Annotated in this window: 21 protein-coding genes; 17 read left to right on the top strand and 4 right to left on the bottom strand. The window is 61.1% G+C overall.

Features of this window, described 5'->3' with window-relative positions; all coding sequences use genetic code 11:
* Window positions 1-14: 14 nt before the first annotated feature.
* Complete coding sequence (locus ACKVY0_RS26815) at window positions 15-632, bottom strand: L,D-transpeptidase (RefSeq protein WP_409217946.1); 618 nt, start codon at window positions 630-632, stop codon at window positions 15-17.
* A gap of 115 nt (window positions 633-747) precedes the next feature.
* On the opposite strand from ACKVY0_RS26815, the gene ACKVY0_RS26810 reads away from it, so the two are divergent.
* The 17 genes from ACKVY0_RS26810 (at window position 748) to ACKVY0_RS26730 (ending at window position 15,968) form a co-directional block, all read left to right on the top strand.
* Window positions 748-2,445: a GspE/PulE family protein gene (locus ACKVY0_RS26810; protein ID WP_409217945.1), complete on the top strand. Its 1,698-nt coding sequence runs from the start codon at window positions 748-750 to the stop codon at window positions 2,443-2,445.
* A 37-nt stretch (window positions 2,446-2,482) separates the two neighbouring features.
* A complete protein-coding gene (locus tag ACKVY0_RS26805) occupies window positions 2,483-2,722 on the top strand; it encodes an addiction module protein (RefSeq protein ID WP_409217944.1) in 240 nt (79 codons plus the stop codon).
* Window positions 2,719-3,015: a type II toxin-antitoxin system RelE/ParE family toxin gene (locus ACKVY0_RS26800; protein ID WP_409217943.1), complete on the top strand. Its 297-nt coding sequence runs from the start codon at window positions 2,719-2,721 to the stop codon at window positions 3,013-3,015. Before ACKVY0_RS26805 ends, ACKVY0_RS26800 begins: the two co-directional genes overlap by 4 nt.
* Before the next feature lie 61 nt (window positions 3,016-3,076).
* Complete coding sequence (locus ACKVY0_RS26795; RefSeq protein WP_409217942.1) at window positions 3,077-3,307, top strand: acyl-protein synthetase; 231 nt, start codon at window positions 3,077-3,079, stop codon at window positions 3,305-3,307.
* A gap of 82 nt (window positions 3,308-3,389) precedes the next feature.
* Window positions 3,390-4,619, top strand: coding sequence for a type II secretion system F family protein (locus ACKVY0_RS26790; protein ID WP_409217941.1), 1,230 nt, complete (start codon window positions 3,390-3,392; stop codon window positions 4,617-4,619).
* Window positions 4,620-4,684: 65 nt separating this feature from the next.
* The gene (gspG, locus tag ACKVY0_RS26785; RefSeq protein ID WP_409217940.1) at window positions 4,685-5,137 is read left to right on the top strand and encodes a type II secretion system major pseudopilin GspG; all 453 of its coding nucleotides are present in this window, start codon (window positions 4,685-4,687) and stop codon (window positions 5,135-5,137) included.
* A gap of 18 nt (window positions 5,138-5,155) precedes the next feature.
* Entirely contained in the window at window positions 5,156-5,863 is a 708-nt protein-coding gene (locus ACKVY0_RS26780) for a Tfp pilus assembly protein FimT/FimU (RefSeq protein WP_409217939.1), read from the top strand.
* On the top strand, window positions 5,860-6,261 hold the full coding sequence (locus ACKVY0_RS26775; protein WP_409217938.1) for a prepilin-type N-terminal cleavage/methylation domain-containing protein: 402 nt from the start codon (window positions 5,860-5,862) through the stop codon (window positions 6,259-6,261). The genes ACKVY0_RS26780 and ACKVY0_RS26775 overlap by 4 nt, the downstream gene beginning before the upstream one ends.
* Window positions 6,236-7,108 (top strand): type II secretion system protein, encoded by an 873-nt coding sequence (locus tag ACKVY0_RS26770; protein ID WP_409217937.1) that lies wholly within the window; start codon window positions 6,236-6,238, stop codon window positions 7,106-7,108. The genes ACKVY0_RS26775 and ACKVY0_RS26770 overlap by 26 nt, the downstream gene beginning before the upstream one ends.
* Window positions 7,105-8,037: a general secretion pathway protein GspK gene (locus ACKVY0_RS26765; protein ID WP_409217936.1), complete on the top strand. Its 933-nt coding sequence runs from the start codon at window positions 7,105-7,107 to the stop codon at window positions 8,035-8,037. The genes ACKVY0_RS26770 and ACKVY0_RS26765 overlap by 4 nt, the downstream gene beginning before the upstream one ends.
* Window positions 8,038-8,192: 155 nt before the next feature.
* Window positions 8,193-9,410: a hypothetical protein gene (locus ACKVY0_RS26760; RefSeq protein ID WP_409217935.1), complete on the top strand. Its 1,218-nt coding sequence runs from the start codon at window positions 8,193-8,195 to the stop codon at window positions 9,408-9,410.
* Window positions 9,411-9,446: 36 nt separating this feature from the next.
* Entirely contained in the window at window positions 9,447-10,010 is a 564-nt protein-coding gene (locus ACKVY0_RS26755; protein ID WP_409217934.1) for a GspMb/PilO family protein, read from the top strand.
* A 2-nt stretch (window positions 10,011-10,012) separates the two neighbouring features.
* Window positions 10,013-10,783: a hypothetical protein gene (locus tag ACKVY0_RS26750; RefSeq protein ID WP_409217933.1), complete on the top strand. Its 771-nt coding sequence runs from the start codon at window positions 10,013-10,015 to the stop codon at window positions 10,781-10,783.
* Between the two features lie 51 nt (window positions 10,784-10,834).
* Window positions 10,835-13,513 (top strand): type II secretion system protein GspD, encoded by a 2,679-nt coding sequence (locus ACKVY0_RS26745; protein WP_409217932.1) that lies wholly within the window; start codon window positions 10,835-10,837, stop codon window positions 13,511-13,513.
* Between the two features lie 144 nt (window positions 13,514-13,657).
* On the top strand, window positions 13,658-13,978 hold the full coding sequence (locus ACKVY0_RS26740) for a hypothetical protein (RefSeq protein WP_409217931.1): 321 nt from the start codon (window positions 13,658-13,660) through the stop codon (window positions 13,976-13,978).
* 4 nt (window positions 13,979-13,982) lie between these two features.
* Window positions 13,983-14,465 carry a hypothetical protein gene (locus tag ACKVY0_RS26735; RefSeq protein WP_409217930.1) on the top strand — a complete coding sequence of 161 codons (483 nt, stop codon included), beginning with the start codon at window positions 13,983-13,985 and terminating at the stop codon, window positions 14,463-14,465.
* Window positions 14,466-14,567: 102 nt separating this feature from the next.
* Window positions 14,568-15,968 (top strand): Gfo/Idh/MocA family protein, encoded by a 1,401-nt coding sequence (locus ACKVY0_RS26730; protein WP_409217929.1) that lies wholly within the window; start codon window positions 14,568-14,570, stop codon window positions 15,966-15,968.
* A gap of 479 nt (window positions 15,969-16,447) precedes the next feature.
* Here the strand turns inward: ACKVY0_RS26730 and ACKVY0_RS26725 are convergent, their stop codons facing one another.
* From ACKVY0_RS26725 to ACKVY0_RS26715, 3 genes are all read right to left on the bottom strand, one after another.
* The gene (locus ACKVY0_RS26725) at window positions 16,448-16,654 is read right to left on the bottom strand and encodes a hypothetical protein (RefSeq protein ID WP_409217928.1); all 207 of its coding nucleotides are present in this window, start codon (window positions 16,652-16,654) and stop codon (window positions 16,448-16,450) included.
* 192 nt (window positions 16,655-16,846) lie between these two features.
* Window positions 16,847-17,089 carry a hypothetical protein gene (locus ACKVY0_RS26720; protein WP_409217927.1) on the bottom strand — a complete coding sequence of 81 codons (243 nt, stop codon included), beginning with the start codon at window positions 17,087-17,089 and terminating at the stop codon, window positions 16,847-16,849.
* Complete coding sequence (locus tag ACKVY0_RS26715; protein WP_409217926.1) at window positions 17,086-17,409, bottom strand: hypothetical protein; 324 nt, start codon at window positions 17,407-17,409, stop codon at window positions 17,086-17,088. The genes ACKVY0_RS26720 and ACKVY0_RS26715 overlap by 4 nt, the downstream gene beginning before the upstream one ends.
* Window positions 17,410-17,421: the final 12 nt, after the last annotated feature.

The following is a 17,421-nucleotide window of genomic DNA, read 5'->3' as shown; positions in this document are numbered from 1 at the left end:
AAGCGCCAGACGGCTCAGTAGTACATTTTGCCCTTCGCAGCGTCTTCGAAGACCTTGTTGCTCATCATGTAGGAGTCTGGCGGGTCGGCCAGGGTGCTGTCATCCAGCACGGGGAGCGACTTGCCGTGGGTGGCGTCTTCAGGATGCGAGGTGGCGATGATGAGCGGCGTGCCGGATTTCACCATGCTGAAGATCTTCTGCGCGGATTTGATGGGCAGGCGCACGCAACCGTGGGTGCAGGGATAAGGCTTGACCCAGCCCCAGTGCATGCCGTAGGCAGATTTGAACTCCATCCAGAACGTCATCGGATAACCAGCGCCGGGAGAGCTGGCGCGGCGACGGTTGGCCACCTTGCTGTAAATCGAGTAGGTGCCGAGCGGCGTCGGCGTGCTGGCGGTGCCGACAGAACATGGCGTGGCGAGCAGCACTTCATTGCCTTCCATCACATACACGCGCTGGGCACCGGTGCTGAGCTTTACCTTCACATTCGCGGGATTTTTCACCGCTTTGGCCGGCGGATCGAAGTTGAGGGAGTAGTTGCCTTTTTTCACAACGGCGCAGTTGCTCAAGGCGAGGGCGAGGCTGGCGAAGGCGAGCGCCTTCATGGAACGAGTGAGTAAGAGTGTGCTCATGGAGAATGCCGATGTAGCACACGATTGCGGTGGCTCCACAGATTTTCTTCGCCGATGAAGCTCTTGCATGCCTGAGCGAAACTTTGCCCGCATGCCTGCGTTGTATCGCCCTCACATGCCAGCAACCTCCTTGATCGATGTTCTCGTCCGCACCGCCGCCAGCGCCGGATGCGCCGAACCCACCCGCTTGCGCCACGCCCTCGAAATCGCCGCCGACAAGCGCCAGCCGCTCATGGATGCACTGGTGGACAGCAGCATGGTGGATGAAGACCGCTTTTTTGCCCAGCTCGCGACCGGTCTCGGCATTCCCTTCGCCGAAAATGGTGTCGGTGACGCTGCGGAAGGTCTGCACAGCCGTTTCCCGGCCAAGCTTGCTCTTCGCCATCGCATCTGCCCCTCGCAGCAGGCCGGGAGCGAGATGACGATCCTCACCTACAACCCGTTCGACCTCAACGCACGTCAGGCCGTGGGTCAGGAACTACGCAAACGGGTCCACTGGCAGATCGCACCACGGCATCGCATTCTCGAAGCGCTGCATCAGGGCTACGGCGTCGGTGCAGAAAATTTCGAAGAACTGCTCGAAGGCCGCGAGGGCGGCGATGAGCACGATGATCTCAAACAGGAGGTCAACGTGCTCGATGAAGCCGACGAAGAAGCCACGGTGATGAATTTCGTGAACCAGGTCTTTCGTGAAGCGCTCAAGGAACGTGCCACCGACATTCACGTCGAACCGCTGGAGCGAGACCTGCGCATTCGCTACCGCGTTGATGGCAAACTGCTCGAAGTGCCCGTGCCGCCCAACATGCGTCTGCTGCAATCGTCGCTGATCTCGCGCCTCAAAATCATGGCGAACCTCGACATCGCCGAGCGCCGCATGCCGCAAGACGGCCGCATCAACCTCGAACTCGATGGCGAACCCATCGACGTCCGCGTGGCGACGATTCCAAGCGTGAACGGCGAATCCGTTGCCCTCCGCCTACTCACCCGCAAAAAGTTCGACTTGATGTCCCTCGGCCTCGATCCCGCCACCGAGGCAACGATTCGCAAGCTGCTCGCAGCGCCGAATGGCATCATCCTCGTCACTGGTCCCACCGGCTCCGGCAAATCATCCACGCTTTATACCTTCCTCAAGGAACTGAACACCAAGGAGCGTCGCATCGTCACCATCGAGGACCCGGTCGAAAACAAGCTCGATGGCATCATCCAGATCGCCGTGAAGCCGGAAATCGACCTCACCTTCGCCGCCGGTCTGCGCAGCATCCTGCGTGGTGATCCCAACGTCATCATGGTCGGTGAAATGCGCGACCAGGAAACCGTCGAGATCGCCATCCGTGGCGCTTTGACCGGCCATTTGGTCTTCTCCACGCTTCACACCAATGACGCCGTCGGCGGCATCTCGCGTCTGCTCGACATGGGCATCGAGCCATTCATGATTTCGTCGTCCGTGCGTGCCTTCCAGGCCCAGCGCCTCGTCCGTACGCTGTGCAATCTTTGCCGGCAGCCTGCCCATCATGAAGACAGCCACCTGCGCACCATCGGCTTCCCGCTGGAATGGAAAAACAAGCTGTTCAAGCCCGTCGGCTGCCGCTCATGCCGCAACACCGGTTTCACCGGTCGTCTCGCCATCATGGAAATCTGCCTCATGACCGAAGCCTTGCAGGACAAGATCAACAACCGCGCCAACAGCATGGAACTCAAGGCCCAGGCGCTCAAAGACGGCATGGTGCCGATGCGCCACTACGGTTTCCGCAAAGCCTCTGAAGGCGTCACCACGCTCGAAGAAGTCATGACCGTGACGGCGGCCAGTGAGTAGCGTTGCAAACCCCTCACTTATTGAGTAATTTCGCCTCATGACACTCGCCGCCAATCCCCCCATCGAAATCCCGCTCGAAGGACTCACTCCAAAACAAAAATGGCAGGTTATTGAGTTCCTGTGCGAGGATCTCAGCAGCAACCACGCTACAGAAATCGAGCCGCCGGCATGGCACGCCGATGTTTTGCGTGAGCGCGAAGAACGCGAAGCGCGTGGTGAATCCGTCTGGCGGGATGTTGACGAAGCGTTCGCAGCCATTCGCCGTCGCGTGTCATGATCGTCAGACTCGAAGACTGGGCATCCGAAGACTTGATCGACGGCTTCGTCTTTTATGAAAAATGCGAGCCGGGTGCGGGTCACTACTTTCTTGACCGCATCCAGCCTGAAATCATGGAACTCGGTGTGACGGGCGGTGTTCACCGTAAACGGCATGGCTATCATTTTTGCGCCTCCAAACGCTTCCCGCATGGCTTCTACTACAAGGTCCAGAACGACATCGTGAAGGTGTATGCCGTGCTCGACTGCCGTCTCGATCCCCGCACGATCCGTCAGGTGCTAAGCTGCCGTTGACCCGTTCGTCCCCCCCCCCAGCAGCGTTGCCAACCCGTCACTCATTGAGTAATCTCTCCCCATGACCCCCGCCGCCAATCTCCCCATCAAAATCCCGCAGGAAAAGCTGTCTGTTGCTCAAAAAGGGCAGGTTTTTGACTGGTTGAGAAACGACCTGGCCGTGGCCGAAGCCGGTCCGCAAGACTGGCATTTTGAGGTGCTGGCCGAACGGGAGCGAATGTTGGCCTCGGGAGAGACCCGTCTCATGCCGCTGGCGGAATTCATCGCCGAAATGAGACGGGAGCTGCCATGACCGTATTGCCACCAGTGACGCCCTCGATCAACGCCGATAACGTTCATTCGTCATTCTGATTTCGTCATTCATCATTTTCCCCATGCCCGCCTTTGCCTACACCGCTCTCAACGCCACCGGACAGACCGTCACGGGTTCTGTCACTGTTGGATCGCGCGCGGAGGCGTTTCGGAAGATTGAGGCGCAGGCATTGACGCCGGTGAAGGTCACGCAGGAGGAAAAATCGGATGCGGCAAAAGCCAAAGCGGTAGCAGATGAAGGACCGGTGAAATTGAAGCGGGCGCAGCTCATTTCGTTCACCGAAGAACTCGCGGACTTGCTCGATGGTGGCCTGCAAATTGACCAGGCGTTTCGCGTGATGCAGGAACGTCAGGAAGCGCCGGCAGTGCGCCGCATCGCCACCACGATGCGCAATGAACTGCGTGAAGGCTCCACGGTGGCGAAGGCGCTGCGGAAGGCGTCGCCGAGCTTTGATGATCTGTACTGCAATCTCGCCGCCGCAGGCGAGGTCAGCGGCTCGCTGCCGAGCATTTTGCGCCGCCTTTCCACCAATCTCTCCGTCATGGCCGAACTTCAGGCCAAGGTGACGCAGGCGATGATCTATCCGGCCTTCCTGATCGGTGCTTGCATCGTGCTCATGGTCGTGTTCATGACCTTCATGGTGCCGCAGATCATGGATTTGATGGGCAAGAACGGCCAAAAGCTCCCGGCGGCCACGCAGTTGCTCATCAGCTTCAATCATTTCATGGGCCAGTGGTGGTGGGCCATTCTGGCGGCGCTCACCGCAGCCTTTCTGACCTTTCGCGGCTACATTTCCAGCCCCGCAGGCCGCATGTGGTGGGATGACACGAAACTCAAGCTGCCACTGTTCGGTGCGATCCAGTCGATGCGCTTCTACGCGCAGTTTGCGCACTCGCTGGGCAATCTCATCACCAACGGTGTGCCGCTGCTGAACAGCATTCGTCTCGTTTCCAAGATTTCCGCCAATGTCTTCATCCAGTCACTGCTCGCGAAGGTCACCAACCTCGTTTCGGAAGGTGCGCCGCTTTCTACGGCCTTGCGCAAAGTCGGCAGCTTTCCGCTGCTGCTCGCCGACATGATCGCCGTGGGCGAACAGACCGGCCAGCTCGGCAGATCGATGGAAAAATGCGCCACACGTTACGACAAGGAGCTGGACCGGCGGATCAAACGCATGACCGCGATGATCACGCCCATCATTCTCGTCGTCATGGCCGTCATGGTCGGCACGGTGGCCTACTCCATCGTTGCCGCCATCGCTCAAAGCGTTACTGGCATCCGTGGCGGCGGCTGAGGCGTCGCAACCAACCGCATTTCTTCCTGTTCATAACCCCAGAAATCCTGTTCAATCCTGCCACCATGAAAATCCGCTCATCGAACTCCAAAACACTCCATACCGCTGCCTTCACGCTCATCGAAATCGTGATCACGCTGACCATCATCGCCATTCTCGCAGGCGGATCGATGATGATGTACTCCAGTTTGATTGATACCGCCAAAGACTCACGCGTCGACGCGGACATGGACAAAATAGCACTCGCGCTCCTGTCTTATGAAGGCAGGACGCTCCGCGTGCCTACCACCGAGCAGGGGCTGCAGGCTTTGGTGGAAAAACCCACCATCGAACCGATCCCCGACAACTACCGCCCTTTCATGGAAGAGCTGCCGAAAGACCCATGGGGCCAGCCTTACAAGTATCGTTTCCCCGCGCAGAAATCGAAGAAACCCTACGATATCTGGACTCTCGGAGCCGATGGCCAGGACGGCACGGAAGATGACCTCGGCAACTGGAAGAAGACGGCGGCCAAATGACGAATGCAGAATGACGGAATGAAATCCAAATGTCGAAATCCGAAGGCCGGCCATGACGCGAGTGATGCTCCTGTCATTCGTCATTCGTCATGCTGCATTCGTCATTCCTCCGCGTTCACGCTGGTCGAGATCATCATCGCTCTGACCATCGTCGCCATTCTGGCGGCGGCGACGGTGCCGATGCTGAAAGGGTTCCGCGAAGAGCGCCTGGCACGTGAACCGGTCACGGCGCTGGTCAAACTGGCGCGGGAGGCGCGCATGCGAGCGATGACGGAGAAGCGGCCGTATCAGGTGGCGTTTCATGGCGGCGGCTTCACCGCCTCGCGTTACTTCAATCCGTATCTCCAGCTTGCCGAGTTGCAGGAGTTTCTCGAAACCGGCGAGAATCCACCGGCGGAGCAGGAAACCTTCGACAAGAACGATCTCGACAACGGCGGCAGCGTCACGAAGACCACCGAACTGCCGCTGGCACCGCCCGCACCGAAATATGACGAGCACTGGACGGAAAAGTACGAGATGCCGCAGGACATGAAGTACTCGCTCCAGTTCTGGTATGACACCGAACCGCTCTACCTCGAAGGCGATGTTGTGAAGCTCTGGGTGTTTCAGCCGAGCGGCGTCTGCCAGCCGCTGAAGGTCCATATTGAACGCGATTCTGCCACGTTCGATGTCGAGTTCGCCGCCCTGACGGCGGACATTGTGAAGGAGAGCGTGGATCTGCGATGAAAACGTCAGCTCACAAGCGCCGGAGCGGCTACATCTTGTTTGAACTGGTGATCGCGCTGACGATTTTCGCGCTCGCCGTCCTGGGGCTGGCGAAGGCGCTGAATCAGGCGCTGGAGACGGCGAATCTGCTGAAGCGTGATCAGATCATCCGCATCGGGATGCGCAATTTTTTGGAGGAGATCCGACGCAAGCCCATCACCAACATGAGCACCTCTCAGATGGACACGACGTATGGCGTCACCTACACGAGCAGCACGGAGCCGGTGTCGCTCAAAACGACCAGCGGCGGCACTTTGAGTGACATCTACAATCTCACCATCAAGGCCACGTCGTCCTTCGACGGTGTGCCCCAGGAGGATACCTTGAACGTCTATGTCTATAAACCCGCCCAGCCATAAACGACGCGCGGCGTTTACCCTGATCGAGGTCGTGATCGGCATCACGATCCTGTCGATGATCACGGCGACGCTGTTCGCGATCATCCGCGGCTCAGTGCGCGGTGCGGCGGAGATCGAGCACATCCAGCGTGAGAGCGATTCGGTGAACCGTTTCATCGAGCTGAACCGCAGGGCGTTCGCCACCCTGCCGAGCACCGCCACACTCACGCTCAAGCTGGTGCAGAACACGGAGCCGATCATCCAGGAGCTGACGATTGCCGGATCGCCGGACTGTTTTCCCTTTGGTCTCAACCCGATCACATTAAAGGACACCACGCTGCGCATCCGCCCGCATCCCGATGGTCTCGCCGACTCCAATGAAATGCCGCTGCATTATCTGAGTCTGTCACGCGAAGACCTCATCCCACAAACCGATGACCGGCAGAGCAGCAACCGCCAGTCCACCACCGGCTTGTACGCGCCGGATGAGGAAGGTCGTTACTGGATGCCGCTGCTGCCGGATGTGGTGTCGCTGAAGTGGCGCTTCTATATCGAGAAGGAAGAGACCTGGTATGAGGAATGGAGCAAGTCCACCTGGCCGGATGTGATCGAAGCCCAGCTCGTGCTCAAGGATCGCACGCTGCCGATTCGCATGGTGTTCAGCGTTCCTGTCATCACTCTGGTGGCCGGTCGGGCACCAACGACAAGCAGCAGCTCAACGAGCACCACCAGTGGAGCAAGCCAGACGTCGGGCGGTGGTCGTGGTGGTGCGCCGCCTGGCGGTGGCGGAGGTGCTGCGCCCGCTGGAGGCGGCGGCGCCCTTGGTGGCGGATCCCCACCCTCAGGAACTGGAGGAGGCGGGCGATGAGAACATTTACCAAACCTCGTGCCCGCGAAGCCGGCTCCGCTCTCATGCTCATGATCTGGGCCATCCTGCTCATGTCCGTCACGGTCATGGGCGTGGTCGAATACATCACGTACAGTGCGGAGGAGTCGAAGCTGGCGGCATATCAGTTCCGAGCGCTGCATCTGGCGGAAAGTGGCCTCGCCGTCGGCCTGCATCCGAACACACGGCGTGGTGACATGGTCATGAAGCAAAAAATCGGCCCGGACAGCGGTTTTGATGTCGTCATCAACTACGAAGGTGCCCGCATCCCGATCAACTACGCCACCGACGAGCGCCTGCGTGAGGCGATCTACAATCTGTTCATCTACTGGCAGCTCAACGCCGAAGACGCCGGCATCGCGGCCGATTCCCTGGCCGACTGGGTCGATAATGACAGCAACCAGCGTGCGAACGGCGCCGAAGCCGAGTACTACAAGAACCTGGGCATCTACGATGCGCCACGCAACCAAGGCTTTGCCCGCGTGGATGAGATGCTGCTGGTGCGCGGCATGGATGCCGTCGATCGCAAGAAACCTGACTGGCGCGAATACTTCAGCATCTACGGCGAAGGCCAGATCGATCTGCGCACGGTATTCAAAGACGTGCTGCTGGCTGTCACGGGTGCTTCCGAGGGTGAGGTGACCCGCTTCATCTCCGAGCGTGACGGTGCGGATGGCATCCCCGGCACCGAAGACGACCGCCGGATCCGTGACGAAGAGGCCTACCAGCTCCTCGGTCTCAGCGGCGACCGCCTCACCGCCATCAGCGGCATCGTCAATGACGACGACACCAGCCTGCGCCGCATCACCAGCATCGGCTGGGTCGGTACGAAACGCTCCAAGATCATCGTCGTCACCCGCCGCAATCAGGAAACCGGCGCGGTGACGTACTTGGGGCGCATGGAAGATTGAGACGGTGTGCCGGTGGACGGTGCGCCAGTAATTCGGTGACAGTGAGACAGCGCTGGATGATAAGCCTTTCTGTACTCACTGACGCACCGGCTCACCGATGCACAATGCTGCGCAACTTCCCCTGCCCCCACACGTTGTAAATGCCCCACCCCACGATGTCACTATCTGCCGCCACGCTGCTCCTCCCCGCCCCCGATGCCGCCTGGCGTGTATGGAAGCCGCGTGCGAGCACCAGCGCCGAAGTGGTGGACAGTCCGTCGCAGGCTTCGCACCTTGCCAAGCCGCTTATCATCGGTCTGCCGGCCTCCGCCTGCCGCACCATCGGCCTGATCCTGCCACAAACCGAAAGCGACCTGCTGGAGCAGATCATTGTCACCCAGCTCGAACGTCGTGGCTTCAAGCTCGAACAGGACGCGGCAGGAAAAAATTACCGTTGGCATCTGCTCGGCAACCTCGGCGGCCAGGCCATCGTCAGCGTCGATCTTCTCGCCGAACCCTTCCCCGCTGCACTCGCCGCCGCCCATGCGAGCGATTACACCGCCGCGTTGCGCCTGGCGCAGTTCCCAGCAGGCCACGTCATCATCATTGAAGAACAAGGCGATCTCGTGCTCGCGGCCAGCCATCATGGCAAGCTCTACCACAGCCACATTTTCACCCAAGCACCCGCCACGGAGGAAGCGCTGGCCTTGGAAATCACTCTGGCGCGCCTCAGCTTGGAGTCTGATCTGGGAACCGACAGCATCACCGGCGTGGCGCTCATCGGGGCCAACTTTGACCGCGGCCTGATGACACGTCTCAGCTCCGTGCTCGACCTGCCGGTGCGCATCGTCGCCGAACTGCCGCCGAACACCGCGCTCGACACCCGCACCTGGAGCAAAATGCTGCCTGCCGGCATCCGCGCCGCCCAGACGGCCAGCGTGCGCCGGGGCAAACTCACACGCGCGCTCGTGCTCGGCGGCATGCTCTATGTCTCGCTCGCGTTTCTGGCCTTCGCCTACCTGCATTTTCAGGAACAACGTGCCGCCAAGCTCGCGGCGGAGATCGAGGTCACCAGCGAGCCTGCCGCCGCCGTACGCAAAGCCAACGAACGCTGGAAAGTGCTCGCCCCGGCCATCGAACCGAAACGCTACCCGCTGTTTCTACTCGCCGAGATCAACCGCATCATGCCCGGCAGCGGCATCGTGATCCGCGATTTTGAGGTCAAGAGCAACGAGATCGACATCAAGGGCGAAGCACGCGACGCCCAACTCGCCTTCCAGTTCATCGAAGACTTCAAAAAGAACCGCATCCTCAGTCGCTACGAGTGGACCAATCCACGACCCGAAGTCAAAGGCACCACCGCCATCTTCCGCGCCCAAGGCAAGCTGCCCTAGCGGCTGCGCCACATTTCAAATTTCAAATTTTCCCGAATGGCCCTCGCCCTCACCCAACGTGAACGAAAACTGCTCGCCGCCTGCATCAGCGCGCTGCTGCTCATGGCCACGTTCATCATTCTCAAACAGTTTCTCGACCGCCGCACCGCCGTGCTGGCACGCATCACCGCCCTCGAAGCAGAAAAACGTGAAAATGACGGCTATCTGGCCGATCGTGAGTTCTGGGAAAAACGGGCCGCGTGGCTGAGCCAAAACATGCCTGTCACGGAAAGCCTCGGCACCGCGCAGGCGCAGTTGTTGGAGGAGATTCAGAACGTCGCGCTCGATTATCAGCTCCAGGTGCAGAAGCAGCAGCTCCTGCCCGATGCCGCCGACAGCAAACAGAACGCCGCCGTTTATCGCGAAGTCGCCGTCGAAGTGCGTCTGCGTGGCGATCAAACTACCGTGCTCGGCTGGCTGGCCTCGCTGCAATCGCCCGAAAAATTCCAGGCCATCAAACAACTCGAACTCGAGATCGACTCCAAGGCCAAGGAAAAGACGCCGCAGGTGCTCTGCAACCTCGTCCTGGCCCGATGGTTCAAACCTGAGGCCGGACTCTGACCATGAAACCCCTTTCCCTTCATCTGCTGCTATGCGCTTGCGCGCTGACGCCGCTCACCGCGCAAGAACCTGCCCCTGCGGACGCGCTGCCGCCGCTCACCACCGCGGATTTTGCCCCCCTGCCCACGGACGGTTTCGACCCCACGCTGCCCGCAGCGGCTCCTGCTGCAGCCCCCGCAGGCCCGGTCGATCCCGACCTGCCCCAGCCGTTTGATCCGGCCAGTCTCACGGCCATCGTGGAAAACTCGCCGTTTACCCGCATCGTCAGCATTTCTGATTCGCTCGTGCTCACCGGCATGGCCTACGTCGATGGCAAACCTGTGGTGACCATCTTTGACAAGACCAACAAGCAGTCGCTCGTCGTCTCCGAGGAGCCGAACCTCAAAGGCTGGAAGCTCGTCGGCGCACAGCCCTCGGAAAAAATCGATTTCGCGCAGGCCAGGATCGCCATCGGCGGCGAAACCTTCAGCATCCGCCACACCGCCCTGGGCAAGGACGACATGAGGAAAGACAAGAGCGAGCGCCGTCCTGAAGGCGGACCCGGCGGACCACCCGGCGGTGGCGACCGCTTCAGCCGCAGCAACAAGGGCCCCAGTGAGGAAGACCGCAAAAAATACGAATCCCTCTCTGAAAAATCCCGCGACAAATTCCGTGACGCATTGAGAGAGAAATTCAGCGACGAAAAATTCCGTAACGCCCCCGAAGAAGACCGCCGCAACGCGGTGCGCAGCATCTTCGAGAAAATCGAGAAGGAAGACAAAGGCGGACGTTAACTGCGCCAGCATCCCTTCTCTCCGGCCAATCCCGCTCCCAACATTTTTTTCATGCATCGCCGTCTCCCTGCTCTCACCTGCTTTCTTTTCGTCATCACCACTCTTGTGTGCGGCCAGAACGCACCCGCACCCGCACCCGCTCCGGCTGCTCCAGCGGCACAGCCTTCCATCGTGCCAGTGCAGCCAGCCGCAGCACCGGTTCCCCCAATTTCCATCGTTCAGGCACAGCCTACGGCGCCAGCACCCGCAGCAACGCCTGCGGCACCCGCCGCTGATGGCACCACACCGGCAGTTCCACCCGACGGCGCACGGCCTCCGGGTGCGCCCGGCGGCGGTTTCCCTGCCGGTCCCGGCGGCCGTGGTGGCTTCAGCGGACGACGCGGCGGCGGCTTCGGTGGTGAAGGCGGCGGCATGACAGGTGCAGCGCCCGGCGAAGGCGAAACCTACACCATCGCGGGTGATCAGGTCATGATGCAGTTCGCCACCAATCCCGTGGCCGACATCCTCGCCATCTACGAAAAGCTCACCGGCCTCACGCTCGTCAAGGACTCCAGTATCTTTGAAGGTGCTCAAATCAGCCTCATCACCCCGAAACCGGTGCCCAAAGATGAAGCCATCAAGCTCATCGAAGCCTCGCTCCTAACCAACGGCTACGCCATCGTCACCGAACCCGGCGGCAAGAGCGCGAAAATTCTGCCGACACGCAACCAAAGCGCCACCGCTGTGCAGTTTTCCCACGGCGTGCGTTTTTACACCAGTCCCAGGGACATCCCCGACAACGAAAGCATCGTGTCCTACTTCATGAAGCTGGACTACCTCACGCCCGAGGACGCCGCCACCATGTTCTCCGGCCATGTCGGCCTCGGCGCGTATGGCCGCATCACCGCCGTCACCACTCCGCCTGGCCTGCTCATCACTGAAAGCGCCACCGTGGTGAAGCAGCTCATCAGCATTCGCGAATCCATCGACGTCGGCGACACCGGCTCCTCGCTCGTCACCAAATTCATCCCCATCAAGTACGGTGACGCCGCCACCATCGCCCAGATCATCCAGGCCACCCTCACCGCGCAGGCGCAGGAAAAAGAAACCAAAGGCGTGAACACCATCCGCGGCGCTCCTGGCAGCGACGGCCGGGGCAACAACAACGATAACAACCAGCAGCGCGCCCCCCAGCAGCCCAGTGGCAACAACTCGTCGCAAAACACCCAAGCCCCGCAGCCCAGCGCCCAGGTCGTCGCTGACACCCGTTTGAATCAAATCCTCGTCGTTGCCGCCCCCGCTGACTACACCTACGTCGCCAGCCTCATCGCCGAATTCGACAAGCCGCTCGAAGTCGCCGAGCCCTTTGAGCGCAAACTTAAATACGCCGCCGCCCTCGATGTACTCAGCGCCGTCGTCGATCTCCTACAGGAGGTAAACTCCGGCACCACGCAGCTTCCCGGCGGCGGTACCGTGCAGCAGCAGCGCCAGCAGGCGCTCGCCAGCAACAGCAGCCAGCTCCTCGGTGGCCGCAGCACCACCGGCACCCGTGGCGGCACCGTCGGCAGCACCGCTGCTGCCGCCACGTCCGACACCGCCACCACCGGCACTTCCACCTCGGGCATCGGCTCCCGCGCCGATGTCATCTCCGGCCCCACGGAAAACAACGCACCCGTCTCCGTCCTGGTCGGCAAGACCCGCGTCGTCGCCGATCCCATGTCCAACAGCATCCTCGTCATGGGTCGCAAGGAGGACATCGACAAGACCAACGGCCTCCTCGACAAGCTCGACCGCAAACCCGCCCAGGTCTATCTCGCCACCGTCATCGGCCAGCTCACCCTCACGGACGGCATGAAGTCCGGCGTCGATTACATCTCCGGCCTCAGCAAGCCCGGCGACGGCACCAACTTCAGCGCCAGCGGCTTCACCAACCGCACCGACGTGCTCACCGGCAACGCCGTCACGCGTGCCGTCGCCGATCTGCGCAACAATGCCATCACCACCCCGTTCGGTCCCGGCAGCGGTCTCAACCTCTACGGTGCCATCGGCGACAGCCTCGAAGTCTTCGTCACCGCCCTTGAGACCAACAACAATTTCAAAATCCTCTCCCGTCCCTCTATCTTCGCCCTCAACAACAAAAAAGCCGTCATCACCTCCGGCCGCCAGATTCCCGTTCCTTCCCAGCAGACGACCTTTGCCAACGGCAACAACCAAGGCAGCACCCAGACCAACATCGAATACCGCGATGTCGTGTTGAAGCTGGAGATCGTCCCGCTCATCAACATGGATGGCGAAGTCACCCTCACCATCTCCCAGGTCAACGACACCGTCGTCGGCACCCAGCTCGTCGTACCCAATGAAGTGCCCATCATCGGCACCGAGCAGCTCGTCACCACCGTCACCATCCCCGATCGCAACACCATCGTCCTCGGCGGCCTCATCTCCGAAGAAAACACCAAGAACAAACAGGGGCTGCCCATCCTCGGCCGCATCCCTGGTCTCGGAAAACTGTTCCGCACCGACACCGACTCCAAAACCCGCAAAGAACTCATCGTCTTCATCCAGCCCCAGGTCGTCACCGACAACCTCAGCGTCCGCCAAACCTCCTACAGCGAAGACCTCCGTTCCACCATCGGTGCCGAAGCCGCCCAGCGCTTCCCGCAGCAAGTCCCCCCACCCGGCACCGCCCCTCTGGTTCCTGAGAAAAAGAAAAACTTCTTCCAGCGCCTCTTCAGCCGTGACAAAGACTAAACTGCGGTGGCGTTCGTCAGAACGCGGCCAACGCACCGTCAAGCCGTCAAGGGTGCCACCCATCGGCTTTTTTGGCGACGGCGCTGATTGTGCTTGCCACGCCTGCGGATTTTTGAGACGAAGGAGGCACAACCCTATTTTCCCATGAGCACCACTGCGGTTCCATCGCTTCCCCTGCAACTCTTTACCCTGAAAGATGGCCATGTGGCCAGCGACAGCGGCCAGGAGGCCGTGGACAACTACGCCGCCGATTTTCAGGGCCTGCGGCACTTTGGCCTGAAGGTCGGCGAGTGCCTCGAACTCGGTGCGCCGTGGTGCGGCACGCTGCAGGAGGAGGATCTCACCCTAAATTTCGCGTATTTCGACGCCGGCACCGACGCGCAGGATCCCGGCGCAGGCGCCCTCATCGGCGAACGCATCCCGCTGTTCGAACTGCTCACCCGCGTCAGCTCAATGGAGGCATAAACTCATGGCTGCATCCATCACTCCCTCCCTCCGTTCCGCTCTCGAACGCCTGAAACACGCTGGTGCGGTGAACGGCATGCTGCTGTGCTGGCGGCGGCAGATTCTCATCAACCTGCTGCCGTATGAGGAATTCCGCGCCGAGCGCCTGTTGCAGACGGTGCATGATGCGCGCGCGCATTTCGCCAGCGGCGGCGACCGCGATGTGACGACCTTCTGGTTTGGCTACGAAGGCGTGTTTGTGCTGGCCTTGTTCCAAGGCGAGTGCCTGCTCATCACGCTGCACACGCATGCGTCGGAGGTGGATTTCTTGCGGAGTGTGGGCCTGACCTTCCTGGATGACACCCAGCTTCTCGTGCAGGCGCTGTTGCAGCCGTCTCCCGATGATGAAACCAGTCGTGATGAAACCCAGCGGCTCAGCGAACCGGGGGTCGATGGCCTGCCGCCGCAGGCTTCCGGGCCGACGAAGGTCATCCCGCGGCATGCTTGAGGGCTGCCCCGCCGTCTTGGTGCAATCGGTCCTTTCACTGAAAGGTTTGCCGCCGCCGTGGCGAAATTTCTGCTCACTCTGACTCCTACCCCCAACGACCTTATGTCTGATCCAGCTGCTTCCGCGTTCTCCCGTCGTCGTTTTCTCCATGCCAGCGGCGGCACCCTCCTGGCTCCTGCCGTTCTCACCGCCACCGGCACCCTGCAGGCACAGCAGAAGGCGGACTCGAACGAGACGCTGAAGATCGGCCTCATCGGCTGCGGCGGACGTGGCACCGGGGCGGCGGCGCAGGCCCTTGGTGCGGACTACAACTCGAAAATCGTCGCCATGGCAGATGCCTTCGACACGCAGATCGAGAGCAGCATCAAGAACCTCTCCACGCAGTTCCCGGATCGGGTCGATGTGCAGCCGGACAAGCGCTTCACCGGCCTCGACGCCTACCAGAAGCTCATCGACTGCGGCGTGGATGTCGTCCTGCTCGCCACCCCGCCCGGATTCCGCCCGCAGCACCTCACGGCGGCGGTGGAAGCCGGGAAGCACATTTTCTGTGAGAAGCCCATGGCGGTGGATGCCGCCGGTTATCTGGTGGCCCAGGCGGCGGTCGAGAAGGCGAAGCAAAAGAAACTCAACCTCGTCGCCGGCTTCTGCTGGCGCTACTCCACCAGCCGCATCGAGTGCTACAAGCGCCTCCATGACGGCCAGATCGGTGACATCACCGGCATTCTCGCCACCTACTACGCTGGTCCCGTCAAACCCATGCCGCCCTCCGCAGGCCGGCCTCAGGGGATGGGCGATGTCGAGTGGCAGGTGCGCAACTGGTACAACTTCTCCTGGCTCAGCGGCGACAGCATCGTCGAGCAGGCCGTACACAGCCTCGACAAAATCTGCTGGGCCATGCAGGACCAACCGCCCGTCAGCGCCATGGGCACAGGTGGCCGCCAGATCAAGGCGGAAGACGGCAACATCTTCGACCACTTCCACGTCGCCTACGAATGGGCGGGCGGCACGCTCTGCCACCTCACCAACCGCCAGATCACCGGCTGCCACAACGAGGTCTTTGACAACATCCAGGGCACCAAGGGCCGTCTCGTCATCGGCAAAGGCCCCGCCCCCTTCATCGACGGTGAAAAACGCTGGCGCTGGCGTGGCGAGGAGAAAAACATGTACGACCTCGAGCATCAGGCGCTCTTCAACGCCATCCGCAAAGGCGAGGTCATCAACGACGGCGACCGCATGATGAGCAGCACGCTCATCGCCATCATGGGCCGCGAAGCCGCCTACACCGGGCAGAAAATCCTCTGGAAGGATGACGCCCCGCCAGCGCCGCCGCCAGCGCCCGCTGACAAAGGCAAAGACAAGGCGGCGAAGCAGGAGAAAGCCCCGGAGCGCGTTGCCCTGGCCATGCTGTCCTCCAAGCAGGACCTCGCCCCCGACAACCTCAAATTCGGCGACAAATTTGAGCCCAGCCCGCTGCCACGCCCTGGCGTGACCAAGTTCGCGTGAGCTGAGTCTCAGCCGTAACCATACAGAAGGTGAACCACAGAGGCTCCGGGCACACAGAGGATTTAAGAAACACCTGGAAGTCACCTCATGGTGAAGTCGATCAACAAGACTCTTCCCTCTGTGTCCCCTGTGTCTCTGTGGTTCCATTGCATGGACACGGCTCCGACCTCCTTACCCCAGGGGAAACTCAGTGATCCAGTTCTGCTCTGCGACCGTCCAGCCTCTGCGGTTCAATCCAAATTACCGCAGAGACTGGACGGTCGCAGAGGCTCATTGACATTCCTTGTCACGGGTTCAAGCAGCGCCCGAGGTCAGGATTTCGCAACGAGCTGCAGTCAAAGTTCGTCTGCACCGTGGCATTGCCGCCGGGATTCAGCGTGTTCACGCCATCAACATGAAACTCGTGATGGGCGGGCTGCTCACGCCATCTTGACCAGGCGGATTCCCAAACGTAAACCGCACATTCGCCCCGTCCCAGCTCACGCTGCCTCCGCCGGGTTGCCGGCATCGAGCGTGTTTGTGCCATCAATGATCGCACCGGAGACGCTGGTGCCATCGCTTCCGTTCTGGCCGGGTGGCCCGACGGGAATCGCGTCGATGAGAGCGACGATGCTCTGCAACTGCGCACGCTTCTGCGCCGAGGAGTTCGGTGAGTTCGCGATGGGAAGGTTGGGATCAAAGGGCATGGCGGCTGGTTGCTGGATGTTCGTCCTCTTACTCGAACTCGTCCTCGATCACGGCGTTTCAATCACACCCCAGAGCTTCGAGCGGCCCTGAAGTCTGGTTAGCATGGGTTTGGTTGTCATGGGCGTCAGCGTAGCGTTAGAATCGAGGGCGAGTAGGAGTAGGAGGACGAGTAGGATTGCGCCTGCGCCGCCTCACAGCACCCGGATCTGCGGTGGATCGCTCCACGCGCCCGTGACGCCCTTGAGGCCGACGTTGCGGACGCGCACCCAGACGACGCTGCCGGGGGTGAAGCCGTCCATCTCGGCACGGCCACCTTTGAAGATGCCCTTGGTCTGCCAGGCGGCCTCGCTGTTCGGATCGCCCGTCGTGGCCTGCACCTCGTTGACGCTGGGGCGGTGCTCAGACTTGTAGCGGGCCAAGATCGTGCCGCTCACGTCGCCCCTGGCGGCAGGCGCAGATTCGTGGGGACCGCCGGGGGCGAGGTGTCCTGCGTCCGCGTGGTCTCGTAGGAGGGGAAACCGCTCTGCTCCACGATCAGCGGGTCGCCTTTGGCAATATTGTTGACGTAGTTGCCCAGCACGCCCAGCGCCTCCTCCAGATCTTCCTGCGTCTCGTTGAAGACGAGGATGTCCGCCGTATCCCGATGGCGTTCCACCGCCGTCATCAACGCCGTTCGATCCGAACGCGAAGCCGTGATGCAGCAGGTGCGGTCGAGCAGATGCAATGGCTCTGCCCGCCGGAACGATGGACACATCCGGCGCGTGTG

Origin of the sequence: Prosthecobacter sp. (assembly GCF_046154365.1) — a bacterium.
Taxonomy (GTDB): domain Bacteria; phylum Verrucomicrobiota; class Verrucomicrobiia; order Verrucomicrobiales; family Verrucomicrobiaceae; genus Prosthecobacter.
The sequence above is the reverse complement of the archived record's forward strand: the minus strand, read 5'-3'. Positions and strand labels throughout refer to the sequence as shown.